At 44.6% G+C, this 25,765-nt stretch carries 27 protein-coding genes and 1 other annotated feature; of the genes, 16 read left to right on the plus strand and 11 right to left on the minus strand.

The features are described 5' to 3' along the window. Positions 1-11: 11 nt before the first annotated feature. Positions 12-779, minus strand: a complete 768-nt coding sequence (locus MSG34_RS06675; RefSeq protein ID WP_050651474.1) for a nucleotidyltransferase — start codon at positions 777-779, stop codon at positions 12-14. A 137-nt stretch (positions 780-916) separates the two neighbouring features. Here MSG34_RS06675 and yeiP point away from each other — a divergent pair, with 137 nt between their 5' ends. The 3 genes from yeiP to MSG34_RS06690 all read left to right on the plus strand — a co-directional run bounded on the left by yeiP (position 917) and on the right by MSG34_RS06690 (position 2,456). Then, positions 917-1,486, plus strand: a complete 570-nt coding sequence (yeiP, locus tag MSG34_RS06680) for an elongation factor P-like protein YeiP (protein WP_050651475.1) — start codon at positions 917-919, stop codon at positions 1,484-1,486. A gap of 10 nt (positions 1,487-1,496) precedes the next feature. Beyond that, positions 1,497-1,826, plus strand: coding sequence for an HI1450 family dsDNA-mimic protein (locus MSG34_RS06685; RefSeq protein ID WP_248336775.1), 330 nt, complete (start codon positions 1,497-1,499; stop codon positions 1,824-1,826). A gap of 147 nt (positions 1,827-1,973) precedes the next feature. Then, complete coding sequence (locus MSG34_RS06690) at positions 1,974-2,456, plus strand: RNA methyltransferase (protein ID WP_017061495.1); 483 nt, start codon at positions 1,974-1,976, stop codon at positions 2,454-2,456. Positions 2,457-2,676: 220 nt separating this feature from the next. Here MSG34_RS06690 and rluB read toward each other — a convergent pair whose 3' ends face one another. The 3 genes from rluB to MSG34_RS06705 all read right to left on the minus strand — a co-directional run bounded on the left by rluB (position 2,677) and on the right by MSG34_RS06705 (position 5,408). Next, positions 2,677-3,711 carry a 23S rRNA pseudouridine(2605) synthase RluB gene (rluB, locus tag MSG34_RS06695; protein ID WP_017055112.1) on the minus strand — a complete coding sequence of 345 codons (1,035 nt, stop codon included), beginning with the start codon at positions 3,709-3,711 and terminating at the stop codon, positions 2,677-2,679. Between the two features lie 159 nt (positions 3,712-3,870). Beyond that, on the minus strand, positions 3,871-4,491 hold the full coding sequence (locus tag MSG34_RS06700) for an L-threonylcarbamoyladenylate synthase (protein ID WP_009848751.1): 621 nt from the start codon (positions 4,489-4,491) through the stop codon (positions 3,871-3,873). A 62-nt stretch (positions 4,492-4,553) separates the two neighbouring features. After that, complete coding sequence (locus MSG34_RS06705; protein WP_248336777.1) at positions 4,554-5,408, minus strand: PHP domain-containing protein; 855 nt, start codon at positions 5,406-5,408, stop codon at positions 4,554-4,556. Positions 5,409-5,528: 120 nt separating this feature from the next. Between MSG34_RS06705 and MSG34_RS06710 the strand changes: the two genes are divergently transcribed. From MSG34_RS06710 to trpA, 7 genes are all read left to right on the plus strand, one after another. Beyond that, a complete protein-coding gene (locus tag MSG34_RS06710) occupies positions 5,529-5,654 on the plus strand; it encodes a trp operon leader peptide (RefSeq protein ID WP_009848753.1) in 126 nt (41 codons plus the stop codon). Beyond that, positions 5,601-5,715: a sequence feature (Trp leader region), on the plus strand. (Overlaps the previous gene by 54 nt.) Positions 5,716-5,840: 125 nt before the next feature. Continuing rightward, positions 5,841-7,430: an anthranilate synthase component 1 gene (locus MSG34_RS06715; RefSeq protein WP_248336779.1), complete on the plus strand. Its 1,590-nt coding sequence runs from the start codon at positions 5,841-5,843 to the stop codon at positions 7,428-7,430. A gap of 2 nt (positions 7,431-7,432) precedes the next feature. Further along, complete coding sequence (locus MSG34_RS06720) at positions 7,433-8,023, plus strand: aminodeoxychorismate/anthranilate synthase component II (protein ID WP_010438041.1); 591 nt, start codon at positions 7,433-7,435, stop codon at positions 8,021-8,023. A 9-nt stretch (positions 8,024-8,032) separates the two neighbouring features. Beyond that, positions 8,033-9,028, plus strand: coding sequence for an anthranilate phosphoribosyltransferase (gene trpD, locus MSG34_RS06725; protein ID WP_248336781.1), 996 nt, complete (start codon positions 8,033-8,035; stop codon positions 9,026-9,028). 25 nt (positions 9,029-9,053) lie between these two features. Further along, entirely contained in the window at positions 9,054-10,493 is a 1,440-nt protein-coding gene (gene trpCF, locus MSG34_RS06730) for a bifunctional indole-3-glycerol-phosphate synthase TrpC/phosphoribosylanthranilate isomerase TrpF (RefSeq protein WP_248336783.1), read from the plus strand. A 131-nt stretch (positions 10,494-10,624) separates the two neighbouring features. Next, positions 10,625-11,815: a tryptophan synthase subunit beta gene (trpB, locus tag MSG34_RS06735; protein ID WP_048613233.1), complete on the plus strand. Its 1,191-nt coding sequence runs from the start codon at positions 10,625-10,627 to the stop codon at positions 11,813-11,815. Beyond that, positions 11,815-12,621 carry a tryptophan synthase subunit alpha gene (trpA, locus tag MSG34_RS06740; RefSeq protein ID WP_048607245.1) on the plus strand — a complete coding sequence of 269 codons (807 nt, stop codon included), beginning with the start codon at positions 11,815-11,817 and terminating at the stop codon, positions 12,619-12,621. Before trpB ends, trpA begins: the two co-directional genes overlap by 1 nt. Positions 12,622-12,709: 88 nt before the next feature. On the opposite strand, the gene MSG34_RS06745 is transcribed toward trpA, so the two are convergent. Both MSG34_RS06745 and MSG34_RS06750 read right to left on the minus strand, forming a co-directional pair. Then, positions 12,710-13,507 carry a slipin family protein gene (locus MSG34_RS06745; protein ID WP_248336785.1) on the minus strand — a complete coding sequence of 266 codons (798 nt, stop codon included), beginning with the start codon at positions 13,505-13,507 and terminating at the stop codon, positions 12,710-12,712. A gap of 69 nt (positions 13,508-13,576) precedes the next feature. Next, on the minus strand, positions 13,577-14,983 hold the full coding sequence (locus MSG34_RS06750; RefSeq protein WP_248336787.1) for a nodulation protein NfeD: 1,407 nt from the start codon (positions 14,981-14,983) through the stop codon (positions 13,577-13,579). A gap of 408 nt (positions 14,984-15,391) precedes the next feature. Here MSG34_RS06750 and MSG34_RS06755 point away from each other — a divergent pair, with 408 nt between their 5' ends. Further along, positions 15,392-16,711, plus strand: coding sequence for a dicarboxylate/amino acid:cation symporter (locus MSG34_RS06755; protein WP_348983359.1), 1,320 nt, complete (start codon positions 15,392-15,394; stop codon positions 16,709-16,711). A 99-nt stretch (positions 16,712-16,810) separates the two neighbouring features. Here the strand turns inward: MSG34_RS06755 and MSG34_RS06760 are convergent, their stop codons facing one another. From MSG34_RS06760 to hisC, 5 genes are all read right to left on the minus strand, one after another. Further along, positions 16,811-18,118: a TRAP transporter large permease gene (locus MSG34_RS06760; RefSeq protein ID WP_248336791.1), complete on the minus strand. Its 1,308-nt coding sequence runs from the start codon at positions 18,116-18,118 to the stop codon at positions 16,811-16,813. 21 nt (positions 18,119-18,139) lie between these two features. Beyond that, the gene (locus tag MSG34_RS06765) at positions 18,140-18,619 is read right to left on the minus strand and encodes a TRAP transporter small permease (protein ID WP_048613908.1); all 480 of its coding nucleotides are present in this window, start codon (positions 18,617-18,619) and stop codon (positions 18,140-18,142) included. Between the two features lie 67 nt (positions 18,620-18,686). After that, complete coding sequence (locus MSG34_RS06770; protein ID WP_050654376.1) at positions 18,687-19,646, minus strand: TRAP transporter substrate-binding protein; 960 nt, start codon at positions 19,644-19,646, stop codon at positions 18,687-18,689. Between the two features lie 580 nt (positions 19,647-20,226). Beyond that, positions 20,227-21,000, minus strand: coding sequence for an ABC transporter substrate-binding protein (locus tag MSG34_RS06775; protein ID WP_248336793.1), 774 nt, complete (start codon positions 20,998-21,000; stop codon positions 20,227-20,229). Positions 21,001-21,010: 10 nt separating this feature from the next. After that, positions 21,011-22,153: a histidinol-phosphate transaminase gene (hisC, locus tag MSG34_RS06780; protein ID WP_248336794.1), complete on the minus strand. Its 1,143-nt coding sequence runs from the start codon at positions 22,151-22,153 to the stop codon at positions 21,011-21,013. A 181-nt stretch (positions 22,154-22,334) separates the two neighbouring features. On the opposite strand from hisC, the gene MSG34_RS06785 reads away from it, so the two are divergent. The 5 genes from MSG34_RS06785 (at position 22,335) to MSG34_RS06805 (ending at position 25,764) form a co-directional block, all read left to right on the plus strand. Further along, complete coding sequence (locus MSG34_RS06785; RefSeq protein ID WP_081229873.1) at positions 22,335-23,222, plus strand: LysR substrate-binding domain-containing protein; 888 nt, start codon at positions 22,335-22,337, stop codon at positions 23,220-23,222. 285 nt (positions 23,223-23,507) lie between these two features. Next, on the plus strand, positions 23,508-23,756 hold the full coding sequence (locus MSG34_RS06790) for a hypothetical protein (protein ID WP_004736516.1): 249 nt from the start codon (positions 23,508-23,510) through the stop codon (positions 23,754-23,756). A gap of 146 nt (positions 23,757-23,902) precedes the next feature. Then, positions 23,903-24,469 (plus strand): septation protein A, encoded by a 567-nt coding sequence (locus tag MSG34_RS06795; protein ID WP_248336796.1) that lies wholly within the window; start codon positions 23,903-23,905, stop codon positions 24,467-24,469. Positions 24,470-24,657: 188 nt separating this feature from the next. After that, entirely contained in the window at positions 24,658-25,056 is a 399-nt protein-coding gene (gene yciA, locus MSG34_RS06800; protein ID WP_017061510.1) for an acyl-CoA thioester hydrolase YciA, read from the plus strand. 411 nt (positions 25,057-25,467) lie between these two features. Further along, entirely contained in the window at positions 25,468-25,764 is a 297-nt protein-coding gene (locus MSG34_RS06805; RefSeq protein WP_004741234.1) for a YciI family protein, read from the plus strand. Position 25,765: the final 1 nt, after the last annotated feature.

The raw sequence follows: 25,765 nt of genomic DNA on the forward strand, positions 1-25,765 counted from the left end.
GTCATAAATCTCTATCCGATTCTGAACTCGGTTTTCTGATACTGCTTAATCAACCACTCGCCAAAACCATCAAGAATACCGATCACCGAACGTTTAGGGATTGGTCTACCAGAAAGCAAAATGCCCAACCTTTGGATTTCGACTTCTCGATCTGGATGATACTTCAAAAATTGCTGGCCACACTCTATTGGGTCATCGAACCAATATTTATCGCGGTACATCACCAAAGAGTAACTCGCTCGCAAAAGCTTCTTGGCGATAATCACCTGCGCAGCGACTTGCTGTTCTGGCGTTGTCGCTCGGGCGATCTTATTGCGATACACCGCTAACCAGTTTTCAGCATCCATGTTCCAATGCTTAGCAATTTCCCAACTTGTTTCAAAATCACCATAGCAATCCGATAAGTCCTCACCATGCACACACACGGCTAAATGCTTGAGCATAAAACCCCAAGTGAAGATATTGTCGAAATCGACTATCTCACTCACTAAGGTGGTTTTGATTGCAACTTGAGTTACCTGCGGGAAGCTCTTTTGGAAACGCCATTTGATGGTGTTCAACAAAGTGGTTCGTTGGTCAGGAAACGGTCTATGGGTCACCACAACCACATCTAGATTGGAGCGACCAACGACGGCTTGCTTACGAGCCACACTGCCATAAATATAAATACTGTGCAGATTAGATCCTAATCCACCTTTTAGAAAGGTAATCAGATCGTTAACCACAGGTTGAAATTCAGGTTGAAAAGGCTGCGTTGGGTCAATAACAGGTAGCTGCATAGGTCGTTTCGGTAAATAAAATAATGATTTAACTATAACTCTATGATCGCCTAGGTGACTTTATGATTCAAGCTATTCCTATTTATAGCATCTCCGAGATATAATCAGCGGATAGACCCACTAAGGACAAACACAAAATGCCTAGAGCAAGTGAAATTAAAAAAGGTTTTGCGATCGACGTTGATGGTAAAACAGTACTAGTTAAAGATATCGAAGTAACAACACCGGGTGGCCGCGGCGGTCAAAAGATTTACCGCTTCCGTGGTAGCGATGTAGCAACTGGCGTTAAAACTGAAGTTCGCCACAAGGCTGACGAAATCGTTGAAACTATCGACGTAACTAAGCGTGCAGTAATGTTCTCTTACGTTGACGGCAACGAGTACATCTTCATGGATAACGAAGATTACACACAATTCATCTTCAACGGTGAAACAATCGAAGACGAACTACTGTTCATCAACGAAGAAACTCAAGGCATGTACGCGATTCTTATCGACGGCAATGCAGCAACACTTGAGCTACCAACTTCAGTTGAGCTTGTTATCGAAGAAACTGACCCTTCAATCAAAGGTGCATCAGCGTCTGCTCGTACTAAGCCAGCTCGTCTGTCTACAGGCCTTACTGTTCAAGTTCCTGAGTACATCGCAACTGGCGACAAAGTTGTTGTGAACACAGCTGAACGTAAATACATGAACCGCGCAAGCTAAGATACTTATTATGACCGAAGCTAACGACCTAATGTCTTACGACGATGCAATTGATACTGCATACGACATCTTTCTAGAGATGGCACCTGACAATCTTGAACCTGCAGACGTGATTCTATTCACAGCTCAGTTTGAAGATCGCGGCGCTGCAGAACTTGTTGAAACTGGCGATGATTGGGTTGAACATGTTGGCTTTGACGTCGACAAAGAAATCTACGCTGAAGTGCGCATTGGTCTTGTGAATGAAGCTGATGACGTTCTAGACGACGTATTTGCTCGCATGCTAATCAGCCGTGACCCAGAACATAAGTTCTGTCACATGCTGTGGAAACGCGACTAATACCGCTGTTGACGCTCATCTGCATGAGTAAACAAGTATTCATGTAAGCGAGTTAAAAGTTAGCCGAGCCGATTGCTCGGCTATTTTTATTACGCCATTTCTCATCGTGATTACTCACTTTCATCATCAACTTTAGATTCACTGATTATGACCAAAGCAAAAACAGACACACAATCAAAAGGCTATGCCTGCATTGGCCTAGTTAACCCAAAGACGCCTGAAAACGTAGGCTCTGTGATGCGAGCTGCTGGCTGCTACGGCGCCAACTCTGTGTTTTACACTGGCACACGCTACGACCATGCGCGAAAATTCCATACCGACACCAAAGAAAAGCACCTAGCCCTACCTTTAATTGGTGTTGAGGAGCTGAAAGATATTATTCCAGTAGGCTGCGTGCCGGTTGCTGTTGATCTGATTGAAGGTGCTAAGCCTCTACCTGATTACAAACACCCACCACGCGCGTTTTACATTTTTGGCCCAGAAGATGGCACGCTAAAGAAAGAGATCACAGATTTCTGTCGTGAGACGATTTACGTTCCGACTAACGGCTGCATGAATCTAGCGGCATCAGTGAATGTTGTGCTTTACGACCGACTGGCGAAAGGCGATAACTTCTCGAATCATAAGTAAATAGAACGAGATACGAAAAGATTTATAGGTGCGCGTAAATGAGATAAGAGATGCGAAGAGCATGCTTACTGCCGATTATGGCAGTATGTTTTCGATACTCGGTTACTCGTATCTCGCATCTTTTATTTCTTCTAGACGTAAAAAAACCTGCTCAATGAGCAGGTTTTTTAGTATTCAGTGCTTTTAGCTAATGAAGCTTTAAGCTTAAGAACTGTAGTAACTACTGACGTGTTCTTGGCTTAGCTGGTTTAGCCGGACGACCGTTGTTCAGTTTAGGCTTACTTTTGTTAGCCTGAGGCTTGCCTTTGTTTGCAGCTGGAGCGCTACGACCTGAATCAGGTGTTGTAGTACCGCGAGTTGCAGGCTTCTTGCGTTTAGTTTGGTTGCTACGGCCTTTTGGTGCGTTTGCACGCTCTTCGTGACGCTTAACAGCACGACGAATTTTTTGGCTACGAGAACGCTCACGCTTACGAGAAGTGTTTGAAGGATCAAGATCCAACAGCGTCTCTTTCTCAGGCTTAAGCTCAACAAGCTCACGCAGGTAGTTAACTTCTTGAAGATCTAGCTCTTTCCAACCGCCACGAGGCAGTTTCTTATCAAGGTAGATATCACCGTAACGTACACGTTTCAAGCGGCTTACTGTCGTTTCTTGAGATTCCCAAAGACGACGAACCTCACGGTTACGACCTTCGTTAATCGCTACGTAGAAAGTATGGTTCATACCTTCACCGCCAGCGTAAACCACATCTTCAAAACGAGCCATGCCGTCTTCTAGTTGTACGCCACGAGTAACGTTTTTAACTTTTTGCTCAGTCACTTCACCGAATACACGTACTAGGTACTCACGCTCAACCTGACGGCTTGGGTGCATTAGACGGTTTGCAAGCTCACCATCAGTAGTGAAAAGCAAAAGGCCTGATGTGTTTGCATCAAGACGACCAACTGAAATCCAACGAGAACCACGGATCTTAGGTAGACGATCGAAAACAGTACGGCGGCCTTCAGGATCATGACGAGTACAAAGCTCACCTTCAGGTTTGTAGTAAGCAAGTACACGACAAACCACTTCTTCAGAAGCCTTGCCTGAAACAGTATGGCCATCGATACGGATCACTGAGTTCTCGTCTTCAAGACGCTCGCCCAGTTTCGCAACTTGACCGTTAACACTTACACGACCAGATTTGATTAAACCTTCTAGTTCACGACGAGAACCGTGACCAGCTCGCGCTAAAACCTTCTGTAATTTTTCGCTCATTTACTCTTTTCTACCTAATTGTCGTCTTCACAGACGTCGAATGAATTTTTCGCGACCAAATCGCGGTCGCGTATTATCGCAAATAACCTGCCAAAAAGCACTTGTTATTTACTGTGGCAGGTTTGCTGTATCGTTACAGACTGTTAATCAGTAAAGCGATTATTCAAACGGCGCAGGATCGCCCGCACCACGACGTAGAACCACGGCATCATCGTCACTGAAGTCAATAACCGTCGTCGGTTGCTCACCTAAGTAACCGCCATTCAAAATCACATCAACCGCATGTTCTAGGCTGTCACGAATTTCTTCTGGATCCGACTCCGTAGTCTCGTTACCCGGCAGAATCAAAGACGTCGACATCAATGGTTCACCCATAGCTTCCAACAGGTCGAGTGCAATCTTGTTGTCTGGGACACGAATACCAATCGTTTTACGCTTGGCGTTCATCAAACGCTTTGGCACTTCTTTGGTTGCTTTAAAGATAAACGTGTAAGCACCTGGTGTATGTGCTTTCAGTAGACGGAAAGCCACGTTATCGACGCGTGCATACAGTGATAATTCAGAAAGATCACGACATAACAACGTGAAGTTATGCTTGTCATCGATGCGACGAATTTTACAGATACGTTCAAGTGCTTGTTTGTTTTCAAGCTGACAGCCCAGCGCATAACCGGAATCTGTTGGATAAACCACAACGCCGCCATTGCGAATAATCGCAACCGCTTGAGTAATTAAGCGTGCTTGTGGGTTATCTGGGTGTACATAAAAAAACTGGCTCATTGTTGATCCTCGTTATCGAATCTCTCGACTCTATCATCAGAAGGAGCTGGCTCACCTAAAGACTATTCAGATAGTGAAACCGTTTGAAACTCCCAATCTTTCCATACTTCTTCGACCCCAGAAGGTAGCCAGAGATTGCGTCCAAGTTCCATCCACGGAGATGGGTAATGGAAATCACTGCCTTGGGAGGCTAATAGTTTGTATTGTATAGCATAATCCGCGAGTGTGCGTCTTTCTTGTTGCGCTTGCTGAGGTTGAGCAACTTCCATCGCATCCCCTTTCGCTTCAACAAATGCCGCTAGCAGGCGCTTAACCCACTTGGCTGTAAGGCCATATCGCCCAGGGTGAGCGAGCACGGCTTGTCCACCAGCAGCATGGATAGCCGTGACAGCATCACTCATTGAACACCACGTAGGCGGCACATAACCTGGGTTATTGCGAGTAAGAAACTTTTTAAACACCTGCTGCATGGTTTTTGCGTAGCCGTTGTCGACTAACCACTTAGCAAAGTGAGCGCGAGTAATAGGCGCATCACCCGCAATCAATTTAACTTCTTCTAGCACCCCTTCACGAGTCGCTTTCTCAAGGCGTTGAGCAATCATCTCTGCACGTCCAATACGGTGTTGCTTCTGTTGCTCAATGAGCGCTTTAAGCTCTGGTGATTCAGGATCAACGTTTAACCCAACAATATGGATATCTTTGTTTTGCCAAACAGTCGAAATCTCAATGCCGTTGATCAGCTGAATAGGAAGGTTGTTATCAGCAATATAGTTGCGTGCTTCAGCAAGCCCATCAGTCGTGTCATGATCTGTAATCGCTAGCGCTTCGATGTTAAAGCCAAGCGCTCGGTCAATTAGCTCAGGTGGAGTAAGTCGGCCATCTGAGGCTGTTGTATGACTATGTAGATCAATTCTCATATATTCTTTTTCATTGTTTTCAATTTTTATCGTTATATTTGTGTCAACACACTTGACCTGCAAGCGCAAAACTAGTTAACTAGTACACAAATACGAAGTATCACATTTGATAGGTTCACCATGTTACAAGAATTTAACCAAAACCATAAAGATAAAGTTTTAGAACTTTCTTCAGTAGAAGCAAGTTCAGAGCTTAATTGGTGGCGCACTTGGACAAGTTCTTGGTGGGCTAACGTGTACTTCTAGTTAAACAGTTTGTTTATAAAAAAGTTATCACTAAGCCCGCTTTAATAGCGGGCTTTTTAATTTGTCGAACATCTCACATTCAACTGACTAACAAATCATCGAATTGACCATATTCTAGATTGGGTGAAAGGTATCTTTATGCGACTATGTACGGCAGGAAATTTAAAGAATCATAAAGGAGGTCTTGTGAACAAGGCCATTGAAATCAAAAAGCTGGGAACCATTGAGGTCATCAATTCTTCAGTTCCTTACTCGCAAGATCCAACCAGCGTTTTTCATACTTTGTGTGAAAACAAAACTGATAGTCTTTTGTTGGAATCTGCCGAGATTGAATCTAAACAGAACCTGACAAGCCTACTCCTTATCGACTCTGCTGTTCGCATCGTATGTCGCGGACATGAAGTAACCTTTCAAGCATTGACTGAAAACGGTCAAGCGCTTATCGAACATCTCACTCAAAACGTGAAAGCAGAAATTAAATCTGACCTTACTGATAACGTTTTGACGCTAACTTTTATCGAGCCAAGCAACGAATTAGACGAAGACTCACGCTTAAGAGAAGCGTCTTCATTCGATGCTCTACGTTTAGTTCAGCACAGCTTTGAGCAAGACGCTGATAACAAACACGCGCTATTCATGGCGGGTCTATTCGCTTACGACATCGTGGCAAACTTTGAGCCACTCGGTGATACTGAAGCAACCAACAATTGTCCTGACTTTGTATTCTACGTAGCTGAAACACTATTACGTTTCGATCACCAAGAGAACGAAGGCCTACTTCACGCGAGCTTGTTCGCTCAAGATGACAACATCAAAGCACAATTAACTGACCGTCTAGCCGACATTCAAACTCAATGTCAGTCACTGAAAGCCATCACAGAAGTAACGCCGTTAGACAACGTTGAAGCAGTACCAAGCGTTTCAGATGAAGACTTCTGCCAAACAGTTCGTGATTTAAAAGAGTACGTTGTTAAAGGTGACGTGTTCCAAGTGGTACCTTCACGCCGCTTCACTCTACCTTGCCCTGCTCCACTGGCAGCTTATAAAGAACTCAAACAAAGTAACCCAAGCCCTTACATGTTCTACATGCAAGATGAGCTGTTTACTCTGTTCGGTGCATCTCCAGAAAGCGCGCTGAAATACGAGACCGAAACCAACCAAATCGAGATTTACCCAATTGCTGGTACTCGTCGTCGTGGTAAGCGCCCTGACGGTCAAATCGATTTCGACCTAGACAGCCGTATCGAACTTGAACTGCGTACCGACAAGAAAGAAAACGCCGAGCACATGATGCTAGTCGACCTAGCACGTAACGATGTTGCGCGTATTGCCGAAGCTGGCACTCGCCACGTAGCAGACTTGCTAAAAGTTGACCGCTACAGCCATGTAATGCACTTAGTTTCTCGTGTTGTTGGTCAGCTGCGTGAAGACTTAGATGCTCTACACGCTTACCAAGCTTGTATGAACATGGGTACGCTAACGGGCGCACCAAAAATCCGCGCAATGCAGCTTATTCGTGACGTAGAAAAAACGCGTCGTGGTAGCTACGGTGGTGCAGTCGGTTACCTAACCGGTGAAGGGACTCTAGATACTTGTATCGTAATTCGCTCTGCTTACGTTGAAGATGGCGTGGCACAAGTACAAGCTGGCGCTGGTGTAGTTTTCGATTCAGACCCACAAGCAGAAGCCGATGAAACTCGCGGCAAAGCACAAGCGGTTATCTCTGCGATTCAAGCTGCACATACTAAAAACCTAACAAATAAGAAGGAGTCGTAATCATGGCTGATATTGTATTCATCGATAACTTCGACTCATTCACATACAACCTTGTAGACCAGTTTCGTTCATTAGGTCACAGCGTAAAGATTTACCGTAACAACATTCCGGCAAAGGTTGTTGAAGCGGCGATCAACGAACTAGACAACCCTGTTGCACTGCTTTCGCCAGGCCCTGGCGCTCCAGCAGATGCGGGCTGTATGCCAGAGCTGATTCAGCTTCTAAAAGGTAAAGTGCCAATGATTGGTATTTGCTTAGGCCACCAAGCAATTGTTGAAGCCTATGGCGGCACCGTTGCAGGCGCTGGCGAAATCATTCATGGTAAGGTGTCGATGATGGAACACCAAAACCATGCGACTTACCAAGGCTTACCTTCGCCACTGGCTATCGCTCGCTACCACTCTTTAGTGGCAACGCATGTATCTGATAGCTTAACGGTGACAGCTGAAGTCGATGATTTGGTGATGTCAGTGGTTCAAGAACAAGACAAGGTGTGTGGATTCCAATTCCACCCTGAATCAATTATGACGACCTACGGTGCAACGCTTCTAGCAAACGCTATCGAATGGGCTCTTGAGAAAAAGACGATATAGGAAACGATCATGGAACAGATTAATAAACTTTACGAACAGCAGTCTCTTACTCAAGAAGAAAGCCAACAGTTATTTGATGTGATCATCAAGGGTGAACTAGACCCAATCTTGATGGCTTCAGCGCTAACTGCACTAAAAATCAAAGGCGAAACGCCCGATGAGATTGCAGGTGCAGCAAAAGCACTACTTGCGAATGCTAACCCGTTCCCGCGCCCTGATTACGATTTCGCAGACATCGTAGGTACAGGTGGCGACGGTCACAACACCATTAATATTTCGACGACTTCTGCATTTGTTGCAGCAGCGTGTGGCTTAAAAGTCGCAAAGCACGGTAACCGCAGCGTATCGAGCAAATCAGGTTCTTCTGACCTACTGGATTCGTTCGGTATCAACTTAGCAATGACAGCTGAAGACACACGTACGGCTGTTGATGAGCTTGGCGTAGCATTCCTATTTGCTCCGCAGTATCACGTTGGTGTACGTCACGCGATGCCTGTTCGTCAAACAATGAAAACACGCACTATCTTCAACATCCTTGGTCCACTGATTAACCCTGCTCGTCCTAACATCGAGCTAATGGGTGTTTACAGCAAAGAGTTGGTTCGCCCTATCGCAGAAACCATGCTGCAAATGGGCATGAAGCGTGCAGCTGTTGTTCACGGTAGCGGCCTAGATGAAGTGGCTATTCATGGCGAGACCATGGTTGCTGAAATTAAAGATGGCGAGATTCTCGAGTACACAGTGACTCCAGCTGACTTTGGTTTGAACACTCACCCTCTTGAAGCGATCAAGGGCGGCGAGCCAGAAGAGAACAAAGCCATCACAACTGATATCCTGACGGGTAAAGGTACTGATGCTCAAGTTGGCGCAGTGGCAGTCAACGTTGCTCTACTGATGCGTCTGTTTGGTCACGAAGACCTAAAAGCCAACGCTCAGCAAGCGATTGACGCGATGAACTCTGGCAAAGCGTACGAGCTTGTACAAAAGCTTGCTGCACACGCCTAACGAACGACGAATTGAGACAAAGAACATGACACAGACTACCGATAAACTGTCGACCCACGTTTCAGTCAAAGAAGCTGAAATGGCGGAAGTATTAGCAAAAATCGTTCGTGATAAATACCAATGGGTTGAAGCGCGTAAGCAGACTCAACCATTAGACGAGTTTAAAGCGTCACTAACTGCAACAGACCGCAGCTTTTATGATGCCCTTAGCGGAGAGCAAACTGTTTTCATCACTGAATGTAAAAAGGCATCTCCGTCAAAAGGTCTAATTCGTGACGAGTTTGACCTCGACTACATTGCGTCGGTTTACAACAACCACGCAAACGCGATTTCAGTGCTGACAGACGAGAAGTACTTCCAGGGTGACTTTGAGTTTTTACCTAAGGTTCGCAGCATTGCTAAGCAGCCTATCCTGTGTAAAGACTTCATGGTTGATACCTACCAAGTTTACTTAGCTCGTCATTACTCAGCTGATGCTATCTTGTTGATGCTATCGGTATTGGATGACGAAGAGTACAAAGCGCTGGCAGAAGTCGCTCACTCACTCAACATGGGTGTGTTAACCGAAGTCAGCAACGAAGAAGAACTTCACCGCGCAGTCGCACTAAACGCGAAAGTAATCGGCATTAACAACCGTAACTTACGTGACCTTTCGACTGATTTGAACCGTACTAAAGAGTTGGCGCCGCTGATTCGCGAACTGGCTCCAAACGCAGTCGTGATTTCAGAGTCTGGCATCTACACACATCAACAAGTTCGTGACCTTTCAACGTTTGCAGATGGCTTCCTAATCGGTAGCTCTCTAATGGCAGAAAAGAACCTTGAGCTTGCGGTGCGTAAAGTCACGCTGGGTGAAAACAAGGTGTGCGGTTTAACTCACTCTGATGATGCAGCGAAAGCGTATCAAGCTGGTGCGGTATTCGGTGGTCTGATTTTCGTTGAAGCATCGAAGCGTCATGTGGATATCGAAGCGGCTCGTTTGACTATGAGCGGCGCACCTTTGAACTACGTGGGTGTGTTCCAAAACCATAGCGTTACTGACGTTGCGAAAACGGTTTCTGAGCTAGGCCTGTTCGCTGTGCAATTGCACGGTGATGAGTCTCAAGCATATGTCGATGAGCTAAAACAGTCACTACCTGAAAGCGTTGAGATTTGGAAAGCTTACGGTGTTTCTTCCGATTCAGAGAGCTCGCTACCAGAATTACTGGAAAGCAACGTGACTCGTCACCTGCTAGATACTAAAGTGGGTTCTCAAACAGGGGGTACAGGCCAAGTGTTCGATTGGAGCCTAATCAACAACCAAAGCGCAATCATGTTGGCGGGTGGCCTAAACCCAGAAAATGCTAACCAAGCGGCTAAGTTGGGCTGCTTAGGATTAGACCTAAACTCTGGCGTTGAATCCGCTCCAGGTAAAAAAGACGCAGACAAACTGCAACGCGCTTTTGAAGCGATTCGTAATTACTAGTCCAAACTCGGCGCTAGAAATTAGAAAGCAGAAACTAAAAACATATTTGTGAGCTTTGCCTTTTGCGAAGCTCAAACAAGATTAAATGACTTGGTGTGAATACACATCAGTAGAATTGAAGGAATAACACAATGGCTAAACTCGATGCCTACTTTGGTGAATACGGTGGTCAATACGTACCGCAGATCCTAGTGCCAGCACTAGACCAACTTGAACAAGCATTTATCGATGCACAAGCCGATCCTGAGTTCCGCAGCGAATTCATGACGCTTCTTCAAGAGTACGCTGGTCGTCCAACGGCACTAACGCTAGCACGCAACCTAACAAAAGGTACAAAAACAAAACTGTACCTAAAGCGTGAAGATCTACTTCACGGCGGTGCTCACAAGACAAACCAAGTTCTTGGTCAAGCATTGCTAGCAAAACGTATGGGCAAGCAGGAAATCATCGCTGAAACTGGCGCAGGCCAACACGGTGTTGCAACAGCTCTAGCTTGTGCTCTATTAGGTCTTAAGTGTCGTGTTTACATGGGTGCAAAAGACGTTGAACGTCAAAGCCCGAACGTGTTCCGTATGAAGCTAATGGGCGCAGAGGTTATCCCTGTTCATTCTGGCTCTTCAACGCTAAAAGATGCGTGTAACGAAGCGCTACGTGACTGGTCTGCAACTTATGAAGACGCGCACTACCTATTGGGTACTGCAGCAGGCCCTCACCCATTCCCAACGATTGTTCGTGATTTCCAACGCATGATTGGTGAAGAAACGAAGAACCAGATTCTAGCGCGTGAAGGTCGCCTTCCTGATGCAGTTATCGCTTGTGTCGGCGGCGGTTCAAACGCTATCGGTATGTTCGCAGATTTCATTGAAGAAGAGTCTGTACGCCTAATCGGTGTAGAGCCTGCTGGTAAAGGTATTGATACCGACCAACACGGCGCGCCGCTTAAGCACGGTAAAACAGGTATCTTCTTCGGTATGAAAGCACCACTGATGCAAGATGAGAACGGCCAAGTAGAAGAGTCTTACTCTGTATCTGCGGGTCTAGATTTCCCATCAGTTGGTCCTCAACACGCACACCTAAATGCTATTGGCCGTGCTGAATACGACAACGTGACCGATGACGAAGCTCTAGAAGCTTTCCAAGCTATCGCACGTAACGAAGGTATCATCGCTGCACTAGAGTCATCTCATGCTTTGGCTCATGCAATCAAAATGGCTCATGACGATCCAGAGAAAGAACAGCTACTAGTCGTTAACTTATCTGGCCGTGGTGACAAAGACATTTTCTCTGTACACGACATTCTTAAAGAGAAAGGAGCATTATAATGGATCGCTATCAATCACTCTTCACTCGCTTAGCTGAAAAGAATCAGGGCGCATTCGTACCATTCGTAACAGTTGGCGATCCTAACCCTGAGCAATCGCTTAAGATCATGGAAACTTTGGTTGAAGCGGGTGCAGATGCACTTGAGCTTGGTATCCCATTCTCTGATCCTCTTGCTGATGGTCCAACAATCCAAGGTGCGAACATTCGCGCTTTAGATTCTAAAGTCACGCCAGATGTGTGTTTTGATCTTATTGGTCAAATTCGTGCTAAATACCCAGAGTTGCCAATCGGCCTGCTGATGTACGCAAACTTGGTGTACGCACGTGGTATCGAGAACTTCTACGAGCGTTGTGCGAATGCAGGTATCGACTCTGTATTGATTGCTGACGTCCCAACCAACGAGAGTGGCGAGTTTGTTGCTGCAGCTAAAAAGTTTGGTATTCACCCAATCTTTATTGCTCCACCAACAGCAAGTGATGAGACGCTTCAATCGGTTTCTGAGCTAGGTGGTGGTTACACTTACCTACTTTCTCGTGCTGGCGTTACGGGTGCAGAAACCAAAGCAAACATGCCTGTGACTGCCCTACTTGATCGTTTGAACAAGTTTGATGCGCCACCAGCACTGCTTGGTTTCGGTATCTCGGCTCCTGAACAAGTGAAAGAAGCAATTGTAGCTGGCGCTGCCGGTGCTATCTCTGGCTCAGCAGTTGTGAAAATCATTGAAAACAACGTTGAACAACCAGAAGCAATGCTTAAAGCACTTGCTGAGTTTGTTACGCCAATGAAAGCGGCTACGCAAAAGTAATCTGCGGTCAATAAATCGAACCAGCGATTCAAATATTAAAAGGCTCCACAACTGTGGAGCCTTTTTTATTGCTTTTCATTCAAGCCAATCACTCATCGACTTTCATCGCTTTCTTAATCGCTGCCTCATTGAGCGTCGCTTTGATCGGATCGGTTATCTTCTCCACTAAATCGATGGGCATTGGGAAAATGATGGTGGAGGTTCTTTCATTAGCCACCTCGGTTAGCGTTTGCATATATCGCAATTGAATGGCGTTAGGCGCTTGGTTCAGCACTTCGGCCGCTTCGCGTAATTTGGTCGATGCTTCTAACTCACCCGTCGCATGTATCACCTTGGCTCGACGAGAACGTTCCGCCTCGGCTTGTTTAGCAAGCGCTCGCACCATACTGTCATCAAGGTCGACATGTTTAATCTCAACATTAGCAATCTTAATCCCCCAGTTATCGGTGTGTTGATCCAGTATCGATTGCAAGTCTCGATTGAGCTCTTCTCGCTCAGACAGCAGTTCATCCAACTCATGCTGTCCTAATACTGAACGTAACGTTGTTTGTGACAGTTGGCTTGTCGCTTCGAGGTAGTTCTCTACGTTGTTGATCGCCATCTTCGGATCGAGCACTCGAAAATAGACCACAGCATTGACCTTCACAGACACATTATCTCTGGTGATCAAATCTTGTGTTGGCACATCCAAAACGATAGTTCGTAGATCCACTCTCACAATTTGTTGGATGAAAGGAATGATGATAATCAAGCCCGGCCCTTTAACGCCATAAAAGCGCCCAAGGAAGAACACCACTGCCCGCTCGTACTCGCGCAGAACTCTGAACATGCTGGCTATCAACAAGATAACGAGCACGATGACAATACCTATAGTGTGTATAAACATAACCGCCCCCTAATGGTAACGATAGTTAAGCAATAAATAATTCAATCAAGTGTATCCCTGTATTCCGCGCTAACTTGGCCTCGGTGGTATCTCGTCGGGTAGCGCCTCAACATCCAACAACAACCCAGTCAGTTTGGTCACTCTGATAAGCTGCCCTGCTTGCAGTTCACTGGCGCATTGAGCTTGCCAAATTTCACCTTCAACTAGCACTCGGCCAGCACCTGGGAAACCGCTGACAACTTTACCTGTCTCACCAACCACCGCCTCCATCCCTGTAGTCACAGGCTTGTTTCTCACTCGGACTAACATAGAGATAGTTACGACAATAAAGGCAACAGAGAACAAACTGATCCCGATAATTAACGGCAATGCGATTTGATAACCGGGCACTTCGGTGTCCATCAACATGATTGAACCGAGCGTAAACGCAGCAACGCCACCCAAACCGAAAATACCAAAGCTAGGGCTAAAGGCCTCTGCGACCATTAAGGCTATTCCCAATAGAATTAAGGCAAGGCCCGCGTAGCTCACAGGCAGCATTTGTAAGGAGTACATCGCCAACAACAAACAGATACCGCCCAATACACCCGGTAAGCCGACTCCAGGGTTATAGAACTCCAGTAACAAGCCATAGATGCCAATGAGCATGAGGATGTAAGCGACGTTTGGATTAGTAATCACCGAAAGCAAACTAAAGCGCCAGTCTTGTTCACGCTCGACAAAAGCCACCTCACTAAGTTGAACTTCCTGATTGATACCGTTGATGGTGATGGTGCGTCCGTTACTCAGCTCAACCAATTGCTGAAGGTCGCTAGCAATAAAGTCGATCACATTAAGTGTTAGCGCGTTCTCTGAGTCCAAACTCGCCGCTTCTCTTACCGCCTTTTCAGCCCACTCTTCATTCCGATTGTGTAGCTTAGCCAAACTGACAATGTAAGCTGCAGCATCATTGATGACTTTCTTCTCCATCGCAGTGCTGGCTTTTACTTGGTCTGAGTTCTGTTGTTTTGTTTCGTCTTGCTCGCTCGCTGACGTGTTGTCATCTTTATTAGCATCGTCTTGAGGAGATAATGGATTAGTCGGCGCTTTGCCACCACCAAGAGACACTGGCGTGGCTGCGCCCAAATTGGTTCCGGGCGCCATAGAGGCGATGTGGCTAGCAAGTAGAATGTAGGTTCCCGCACTCGCCGCACGTGAGCCAGCAGGCCCAACCCAAGTTGCTATCGGAATTGGTGAGGTGGTGATGGATCGGATAATATCTCGCATCGACGTATCTAACCCGCCGGGCGTGTTCATTTTCAAAATAATGAGCTTCGCTTGCTCATCGTGAGCTTGTTCTATTTCTCTAGTGAGGTAGTCACTGGTCGCAGGACCTATCCCTCCATTCACCTCAATCACCCAGACATCATCGGCCTGAGCAAACACAGAGCTGAACAACAGAAGAAACGCAAACAAGTACTTTAATATAAAAGTCATAGCCCCTCTCCTTACAACTGAGATGCTAGATAGACGTTTTATTTAAAGCGTAGAGGTAACATCTTGGTAATAAATAGATACCTTAAGCATAGTTCAGGCTAAATTTCACACAACACGCACCTTTGAATTAGCTCAAATCTTAAGACCAAAAAACACCCAAAAATGAAAACCAAATGTTAACAAAGCAAGTCAAATACCAACACCTCAAAACCATTCACAAAACACCCAACAAGAATCCTTTTATAAACCCCGCAAATATCAGAGCAATAAAAAACAAAGCAAACGATTGCATCGGTATAGAAAAACAACAAATAACATTAAACCACCTACTTTTCGAGGGCTTTCATCTCTGCTCATATTGATAAATGTAAAGGATACGTGTAAAACTTCTCGCGAAATATTAATCCAATGGTACATCGTACATTGGTGAGTAGTTCTGGGATTTTTATATTTAGTAGCACAGAGGTTATGGAAGTGTTAAAAGAAAAGGGTTTACTAAGCAATATCGGCGTTCAAGTCGTTATTGCAATGATCATCGGTACCGTAGTCGGCGCGATGATGGGTGACAGCGCAACTATGTTCGCTCCACTGGGTGCTATCTTCATCAACTTGATCAAGATGCTGGTTATCCCTCTAGTCGCGGTTGCCCTAATTTCAGGTGCTGCTGGTCTAGGTAATAGCTCATCGGCTGGTAAAGTCGGTGTAACAACACTGGGTTACTTCGCACTAACGTCTGCACTTGCTGTAGCACTAGCGCTTGTAATGGGTGAAGTATTCGAACCGGGTCGTGGTATCGATGTTTCTGGCGTAGAAGGCATGTTCTCTTCTGAATACGCTGCGAAAGGCGAACTTCCAACGTTCTGGGCAACCATTACTGGCATGATCCCTACCAACGTTTTCCAATCATTGAATGAAGCAAACATTCTGCAAATCCTAGTTTTCTGCTTATTCTTTGGTATCGCGCTTTCTAAGCAAGCGAAAGAAAAACGTGACCCTATCATCAATGGCGTAAACGCGATTGTTGACGCTATGGTTTGGATGATCAACAAAGTCATGATCATTGCACCACTTGGCGTATTCGGCCTAATGGCAGAAGCTGTGGGTACATTCGGTTTTGGCGCACTTATGGTTGTGTTCAAACTGTTCGTTATTTACATCGCTGCGATTCTAATCTTCGGTTTTGTTGCTTACCCGCTAATGATTCAAATCTTCACTAAGACTTCAGCTAAGAAGTTCCTAGTAGCAATGAAGAAGCCTCAAGCGGTTGCACTATCAACAGCCTCTTCAATGGCGACACTGCCTGTAACAATGGAAACGGTAGAGAAAGAACTTGGCGTTCGCAACTCTACGGCTTCATTCGTTCTGCCTCTTGGTGCGACGATCAACATGTCTGGTAACGCAATTTACTACGGCCTAGTTGCTATCTTCTTCGCACAGCTGTTCAACATCGACCTGTCTATGGGTGCTTACGTTGCTATCATCGTAACGTCTACCCTAGGTGCAGTTGGTCAAGCAGGTGTTCCTGGTCCTTCTTTCCTAGTGGTTGCGGTTCTTCTTGCGGCTGGTATCCCTATCGAAGGTCTACCTCTGTTGTTCGCTCTAGACCGTATCTTCGACATGATCCGTACTGCTCTGAACATCACTGGTGATGCAGCATGTGCAGTCATCGTTGATTCTCTAATTGAAGACGAAGCGAAAGAAGCTGAGCTACAAAAACAGCAAGCGTAATATTAAGCTTCAGTTTTGATTAAAAAAACCGCCTTCATACAGGCGGTTTTTTATTAGGTGATGATCAATATTGAGTCGGCAAATCTTACCCTTGTAAGGCTAATTGATTAATCCAAACGCACGAGGCAGAGCCAAACTAATTTCAGGAATAAAAGTAATAGCCAACAGTGTGACGATCAATACGGCACAAAACGGCATGATACTTCTTATAACGTTTTCAATCTTGGAGCCACTGACGCTACAACCTACAAATAGCGCCGTGCCAACGGGTGGCGTTGCAATACCAATACATAAGTTGAAGATAATCATCATCGCAAAGTGAATGGGATGCATGCCCAAATGCTCAGCAATCGGCATAAAGATAGGGGTAAAGATCAATACGGCTGGCGTCAGATCCATAAACATACCCACGATCAGTAGAATCAGATTCATCAGAATAAAGATGATAATCGGATTGTCTGAAATAGAGAGCATCCAATCACTGATCATGGTTGGTAGACCAGTAAAAGCCATTGCCCATGACATAATGGTAGAAGCACCAATCAAGAACAACATAATGCCAGTGACCTGAACGGTTTCTCTACAAATTACCGGGAAGTGTGCCCATTTGAGGGTTCGGTAACAGAGTGACAGTATAAAAGAGTAAAGAACCGCGATACACGCCCCTTCTGTCGCAGTGAAAACACCACCAATAATACCGCCAATAACCACAACAATAAGCCCTAAGCTTGGCGTTGCTTGCCAAACAATATTCAGCACATCTTTCGCTGTGAAGCCGTCATTGGCACTTGTTTTATAGCCTTTCTTTTTAGCGATGAAATAGGCGACGACCATACAACTTAAGCCCATTAAAATACCTGGGACATAACCTGCGATAAACAACGCCGCAACGGATGTTCCACCCGATACCACTGAAAATACGATCAGTGAATTACTCGGCGGTATTAGTAAGCCTGCTGGGCAGGATGCAACGTTTACTGCTGTTGCTAAGTTTTTATCATAACCATCTTTTTCTAATTCAGGACCTAAGGTTTTACCAACCGCAGCTGCTGCTGCAACGGCTGATCCTGAAACGGCGCCAAACATCATATTGGCGAAGATGTTCACGTGAAAAAGTGAGCCAGGGATCCAACCAACCAAGAGCTTTGCAAGGTTGATAAGTCGACTCGCGATGCCACCCACATTCATTATATTCCCAGCGAGGATAAAGAAAGGGATGGCTAATAAACTGAAACTATCGATACCGGTAATGATTTTTTGACCCGCAGTAATACTCGCGACTTCAAACGGTAAGATGAAATACATGATGGTTAAAGATGACATGGCAATTGCAATCGCAATCGGCATGCTTATCGCGATCATGAATAAGAATAGGCCTAGCAGCCAAACACCAATGGACAAATCCATAATATAGAGTCCTTTTAAAACTTACTTTTTGTTGGGTTCACAAAAAAGATCAAACGTATTCATGACCAAATAGATGAGGATGATAACGGCTGAAATCGGCAATATTGAATACACCGTCGACATCGGTAATTGCAGTGCTGGAGAGAGTTGTTGCGTGGTTCTTCCCATTAAGGCGATGCCACCTTGAAGCATTGCAAGAAATACAAATGCGCCAGAAATTACATTGATGAGTAGATGTAATGCTATATGCGCTTTACCCTTAAGATAACCATCTAATAACGTTATAGCTAAGTGCCCTTTGATACCGAATAAGTAGCTTGCTCCTAATAATCCAAGCCATACCATCGCATAACGAGCAAGTTCATCAGTCCAGTTACTTGGGTCATTCAAAACATAGCGACTAAAAACCTGCCAAGTGACAGTAACGACAAGTAACATTAATGCAAAAGAAGAGACAAAAAGAATCAACCTATCAAGTAGGTTTCTGAAAGTTGCTAACATGATGTGATACCTCAAAAAATTTTGCCTTAGCAAAGCCAAGGCAAAATTATATTTTCACTAAGACTGATTAAAGAACTTCAATTTTTTCAATGAATGAAGCTAATTTAGGGTCTTTTTTGGCTTCATCAATCATAGGTTTAACAGCGGCACGGAAAGGGGCTTTATCAACTTCAACAAACGTCACGCCTGCTTTCATTCCTTTCTCTTTGTTCATGTCATCTGTTGCGTCCCAGATTTTGATTTGCTCTTCAAGAGACTCAGCTGCAGCTTCTTTTAAGATTTTTTGCTCGTTAGCCGTTAAAGAACCCCATTTGTATTCTGAAATGATGATCACGTCAGGTGTCATCATGTGCTGGTCCATAGAGTAAAATTTGGCAACTTCACTGTGTTTCATTTCAACTAAGCTAGAAATATTATTCTCAGCGCCATCAATTACACCTTGTTGCAGAGCCGTGTATACCTCATTGAAAGGTACAGGCGTTGCTTTACCACCAAGTAGGTTAACCATTTCCATCATGGTTGGAGAACCAGGAACTCGAACTTTCATGCCAGCTAGATCAGCTGGTGAGTTGATGGCTTTCTTAGCGTAGAAGCTACGTGTGCCTGAATCATAGAATGTAAGACCGATGAAGCCTTTACCTTCACTTGAAAGCAACATCTCTTGTGCAGCTTCACTTCGCATGAAGGTCCTCATATGTGGAACGTCACGGAATAAGAAAGGCAGTGCATTAACCTTAAACGTTGGTTCAAAAGATTCGGCTAACCCACCATTGATTTTGGCCATATCAATCGCGCCAGTAACAACTTGCTCCGCTTGGTCACGTTCAGAGCCTAATTGACCGTTTGGAAAGATCTTAATCGTAAGGTCACCATTCGATTTTTCTTTAACTTTATCAGCCATGATCACCATGCCTTGGTGAGCTGCGCTTTCTAATGACATTGCATGTCCTAACGTCAAAGTTTTTGCTTGAGCGCCAAATGCCATAAGAATTGAAGCCGCTGCAATCGTCAGTAGGTGTTTTTTCATGTTCTTCTCCAGAATCCATTTTGTAAGAGGTACAGTTTTTATATGCAACGCTATAGCTAAGTTTGAAATCTAACGTTCAATTGCACATCGCTCATAGCAGTAACGTTTCATTACAATATTCTTACCCTATGAATTTTGTATTACAATAATATGTGTATATTTTGTGAGCTAAGGTTTATCTATTAGCCTGAGAACCTAATTGATTGTGATACCAATCATATTTGGGACTAATTAGACCATTAAGTAGCCCTACTTTGGATTTTTGGGGAATTTTGATTACTTTCAACTACTTTAAGAACAATCTCTTAGCAAAAAAGAACTGATATATTTATGCTATTTTAAGACATTAAATTCAGTTATGGAGCACGACAAAGAAGGTCTCCTCGTTCGAAAACGCGAGTCGTGAACAGTGCTTTGTGAGGTGATGAAGGCAAGGTTTTCGGCTGGATTTAGGTAACAAGAATAGATAAAGGCAATAGAAAGAAGCTTGAGAGGATGAATTGTTTGTAACAAAAATCCGAGCGCCTTACAGCCCTCGGATTTTTGTTTTTGGCGTCCTAATTTTTAGGCGTTAGACGAATTACAAATCAGCGCCATAGATATCAAACGTAAAGTACTTAGCGGCGATCTTGTCGTAAGTACCGTTTGCTCTGATCTCTTCAATGGCGGCATTGAATTCTTTCGCCAGTTTTGAATCCTGCTTTCTTAGTGCTAACGCCGTACCTTCGCCAATGTAGGCTTTGTCGGTTACTGCTTTGCCTTTGAATTCAAAACCCTCACCTTCTTTCTTATCTAAGAAAGCCAATGAAAGTTGATCTGAGTTGCCGAAGGTTAGATCTAAACGACCATTTTGCAGATCCAGATACACTTCATCTTGCCCTGTATAACGCTTAATGTTGGCAACACTGCCAAACTTGTCGGTTACGTAGCGATCGTGAATCGTACCTTGCTGGACACCGATGGTTTTGCCCGCTAAGCCTGCCTCATCAACGCTGAATTCTGCGCTTTTAGCAGCAACAAATACGGCTGGTGTTTGGTAGTACTTATCAGTAAATAAGATCTTACGCTTACGATCTTCAGTAATACGCATCGAAGCCATAATCACATCTGACTTTCTTGCCAACAAACTTGGAATTAGAGAATCCCAGCTTTGTGAAACCCATGTACAATCGAGTTTAGCTTGCTCACACAAGGCATCAGCTATCTCAATATCAAACCCGACAGGCACACCGTCGCTGTTTTTATAGTTGAATGGCGGATACGTAAAGTCCGACGCCAAACGGATTTCTTTCGCCTGTACCGTTGTACCAAGTAAAGCGGCCGCACAAGCGAGTCCTAGTATTATCTTTTTCATCATTGCCATCCTAGATATGATCTTTATCGAGTTGAGATTGAGTTTCTTTATGTTGAGCTTGTTGAATTTGTTTGCCTTGTTGACTCTGTTCTAATTCGGTTTGGTAACGTGTTAGTGACGTTATCACTTCTAGCATGCTCTCTTGGCTACCAATACTGATTCGAACACAGTTACGTAAAGCAGGTTCATGGTTTTGGTTCCTTGTCACAATGCCATCCTTCGCCAAGACACTGAACACTTCGTGCCCAGCTTTTTGACGCAGCAAAATGAAGTTTGTCGATGAAGGGTAAACAGACTCGATGAAATCAAACTGCGTTAACTCACAAGCAAACCAGTTACGCAGCTCAACCAGATTCTGCGTCGCGTCTTGCATCACTGAGACTCGTTCATCAGACAAAGCGTCTAGCACGATTTGCGATGAGCAATCTGGCATCGGATACGGTGGAATCAGCTTCGCGACATACTGCATCACATTTTGACTCGTTAGGATAAAACCACAGCGAACCGCAGCCAATCCAAATGCCTTAGACAAGGTGCGAATCACAACCAAGTGCGGATAACGCTCAATAAGGCTAACGGCTGACGTTTGTGGTTCAAATTCGATATACGCTTCATCGACGACCACTAGCGACTTCCCAATCGTGCCTTCCAGTACCTGAATCAAATCCGATTTAGGAATCACATTACCCGTTGGGTTGTTTGGTGAGCAAAGAAACACGATATTCGCCAGTTCTGCCTTATTCACGATATCAGCGACATCAAGACTGAAATCTTCCTGCAACGGAGAGTCCAAGGTATCGATCGCCAATGCATCAGCGCAAAACTCATACATCGCATACGTTGGAGAGCAGATAAGTATGTTGTCGCTCGCCGGTTTACAGAATGTTCTGATCAGCAAATCAATCGCTTCATCTGCACCACGAACAGCAACAGTCGAGGCATCAGTGCCACAGTAATCTTGGTAAGCCTTAGCAATATCTTGTGGTAAGAAGTCTGGGTATCGGTTGTGGCTTGCTTCTCCTAGAAACAGCGAGCTTTCCAATTCATTGGCGTTTAACCAGACACGTCCATCACCACCAATTCTTCTTGCTGATTGATAAGGTATTAATTTTTTTACAGCCTGAGGTACTAAACTATCGATAAAAGATGTCAAGAAGCTATCCCTTTCACAAAATCACAATGTCTTCACCATTGCCTTCATATTCAAAAAATGCGACTAATACACATATTGAATCACAAATGATGATTAAGTATTTACATTCAAACAGAACACTATTGATAAATGAATCGAAATAATCACATAATTGCCATGATAAAAAATCATAGGTAAAGATATGAATCGCACACTTCCTTCAACCAAAACCTTGCTCGCGTTCTTATCGACGGCAAGACATCTCAACTTTACGCGCGCCGCACATGAGCTCAATGTTACGCAAGGTGCAGTGAGCCGTCAGGTATTGTCATTTGAAGAAAGCCTTGGCTGTGATCTCTTCTATCGCCATGCTCGTGGGTTGTCTTTAACGCCGAAAGGAGAAGAACTGGTTCCCCTGATACAAGGAACGATTCATCAGCTGCAATCGGCTCTAAATCAAGTGGCTAGCTCTCCCTCCAAGATCAAACTCAACGCACCGAGCTGTATTACCTCTTGGCTACTACCTAAGTTGATGTCTTTTCAGCAAGCCTATCCTGAAATTGATGTCGAACTCACATCGACCATCAAGCACGTCTTCGAACCAAGCTTTGACCCGTTTGATGCCGTAATTACCTATGGTAAGAAGCCAAACCAGCAATCGATTATCAGCCAGTTATTGTTTAACGAGCAGCTAGCGCCCGTTTGCCAAGCGCAAAGCATTACGCAAAGCCATCTTGTCAACGACGCGTCGACCATCATCAAGCCACATCAGCTCGCCCAATACACTTGGTTGCACGCCAACAATGAGCAGAGTGATTGGCGGCTTTGGTTGGAACACATAGGCAGCCACGACCTTTCAAGCAAGAACAACCAACAATTCGCGACACTCGATCAAGCGATGAACGCAGCCATTCAAGGGTTTGGCATTGCCATAGGCGATATCACGCTGGCTAAGCAAGATATTGATTTGGGCAGGTTGGTGAAAGTGAGTGAAGGCAGTGTCTTTTCTGGAAATGGTTACTTCTTGCTGCAGCCTAAGAATCGACAAAATACATCCTTATCTACGCTGGTTGATTGGCTCGTCGATTAGCGGCAATCATCGTTGGTAGGCTCCACTATAATCGGCAGTATTACGTCATAATGAGAAATTCACCATTCTCAAAATGAAACTATTTTATGTCTGTTACGTATTGGTTGTCAGAGAATAGAACGTATCTTGCTTTAACTATTTGAAAAGAAGTTCAATTCTATTTGGTAGGGAAAATGTTCCGTTCAATTAGAGAAAATGGCATTCGAATTGCTTTGTCATAGATAACCCAACCAATATACAGCAGGTTGCAACAGTTTCACTGCAGCTTGTCACGGAGGATAGGCTATGACCTTACAAAGACATACGTATTACGGCTTGATTCACCATGGAATTAAAACCTTATTAATGGACAGAATTGGCCACTTCACAGAGCGTGAATATCACGAGTATCTCGACCTAACGACAGGCAAATCGACGTGTTTTGCCATGAGTGAGCAAGAGCTCGAAAACACCTTAGACAGCTTAAAGAGCGAAGGTTACCTTGAAGATATCAAGAAGCTAATACCTCGCTACCAAACCACATCAATGCGATAACGTTATCCAACTCGATGTTGAAAAGATCCGACTAGATAAAGCATTTACATGGAATTAATTAGCACCCAATTGTCTCGGGCTATTTAGCATCGAGACAGTTTTCGTTAGACTGTCAGCAACTCAACTAACTGGATAGTCAGTGTCTCATGAAACAAATTCTTGATTTCATTCCTCTCATTATTTTCTTTGCGCTCTACAAGATGTACGACATCTATACCGCGACCGGTGCTTTGATCGTTGCCTCTGCAGTTCAAATTATTTTGACGTACTTCATCTACAAGAAAGTCGAAAAAATTCAGATCATCACCTTTCTAATGGTTGCCATATTTGGTGGCATGACCATATTCTTGCACGATGACAACTTCATTAAATGGAAAGTCACCATCGTTTACGCACTGTTTGCTATCGGTTTGACGGTCAGTCACATCATGGGCAAATCAGCAATTAAAGGTATGTTAGGCAAAGAGATCACACTGCCTGATTCGGTATGGGGCAAGATCAACTGGGCATGGACTCTGTTCTTTACCCTATGTGCCGTTCTCAACGTTTACGTTGCTTTCAGCCTACCGTTGGATGTTTGGGTGAACTTCAAAGTGTTTGGTTTGCTCATCGCTACCTTGCTCTTCACCTTGCTTACTGGTGTCTACATCTACAAGCATCTACAAAAAGACCAGCAGAAAGAGTTAACGGATAAAAATACCGACGAGAAGTAACCCTTAGGGATGAGTCCTCATACCCTATTTGATACAATTATTATCAATATGCGATTGGCCAATGATACTCGTGATCATTGGCCGCTGATTATTTGTGTTCGGTGAAGACGTTAAAAATTCGACCACCGCGAGTCTCGTAAACACATCTATTTTTATATAAAACAATCAATACCATTAAGAGTACGACAATGACTATTCAATCAACTTTGAACCCGATTGGTTCTTTACTTCTTCGCACATTAGCGATGCCTTCTGATACAAATGCAGCAGGCCAGATTTTCGGTGGTTGGATAATGTCTCAACTTGACCTTGCGGGCGGCATACTGGCGAAAGAGATCTCTAACGGCAAGATAGTCACGGTTTCAGTATCGAGTATCGAGTTCAAACAGCCAGTTTCTGTGGGTGATGTTGTGTGTGTTTATGGTGACTGCACTAAGATTGGTCGCAGCTCGATGAATATCGACCTAGAAGTATGGGTTAAACCTGTACTTGACCACGGTATCGGTGACCGCTACAAGGTATGTGGCGCGACATTCAACTACGTTGCGGTTGATGAAAGTGGTAAGCCTCGCCCAATCAACAAATAACACCTTTTATTAAGCGAGTTGCTGGGTATTTATACAAGGCAGAGGCGTCGATGTGTAGCTAGCCTACATGAGAAGCCGATAACGTAGTAGAAATGACCAGCAAACGCTGCCCGAAGGGTTCGAGCTGGGCGCCCCCGCAAAAAGCGTTTTACTCTTTGTTGAGGGAGATTTGCTTAGAATGACTAGGCGACTTCCCCCTCGCCGCGATTAAAACGCTTTTGACTAGGCGTCCCCACCCGAACAAAATTTAACCACGAAAGGTCAACACGCCCTAACGACCATACAACTCTCTCGCACCAATTCACAATTTCTTATCATTAACCCTTCCAATACCAATTAGTTCGCGTAAATTAGCAAGATAGCGAATTTAAACGCCCCAAATTTAGTGAAGTAAAATAAGGATATCTCAATATGTGGTACGTGATTTTTTCTCAAGACGTCGAAAATTCATTAGAAAAACGCCTAAGTGTTCGCCCACAACATCTAGAACGCCTACAAACACTTCACGATGAAGGCCGACTGTTAACAGCGGGTCCAATGCCGGCTATTGATTCAGATAACCCTGGCGAAGCGGGCTTTACAGGTTCAACTGTGATTGCTGAATTTAACTCTTTGGAAGATGCACAAGCATGGGCAGACGCTGACCCGTACATTGATGCTGGCGTTTACCAAAATGTGATTGTAAAACCATTCAAGAAAGTATTTTAAC

It is taken from the genome of Vibrio sp. 1CM2L, assembly GCF_023161695.1.
GTDB lineage: Bacteria > Pseudomonadota > Gammaproteobacteria > Enterobacterales > Vibrionaceae > Vibrio > Vibrio coralliirubri.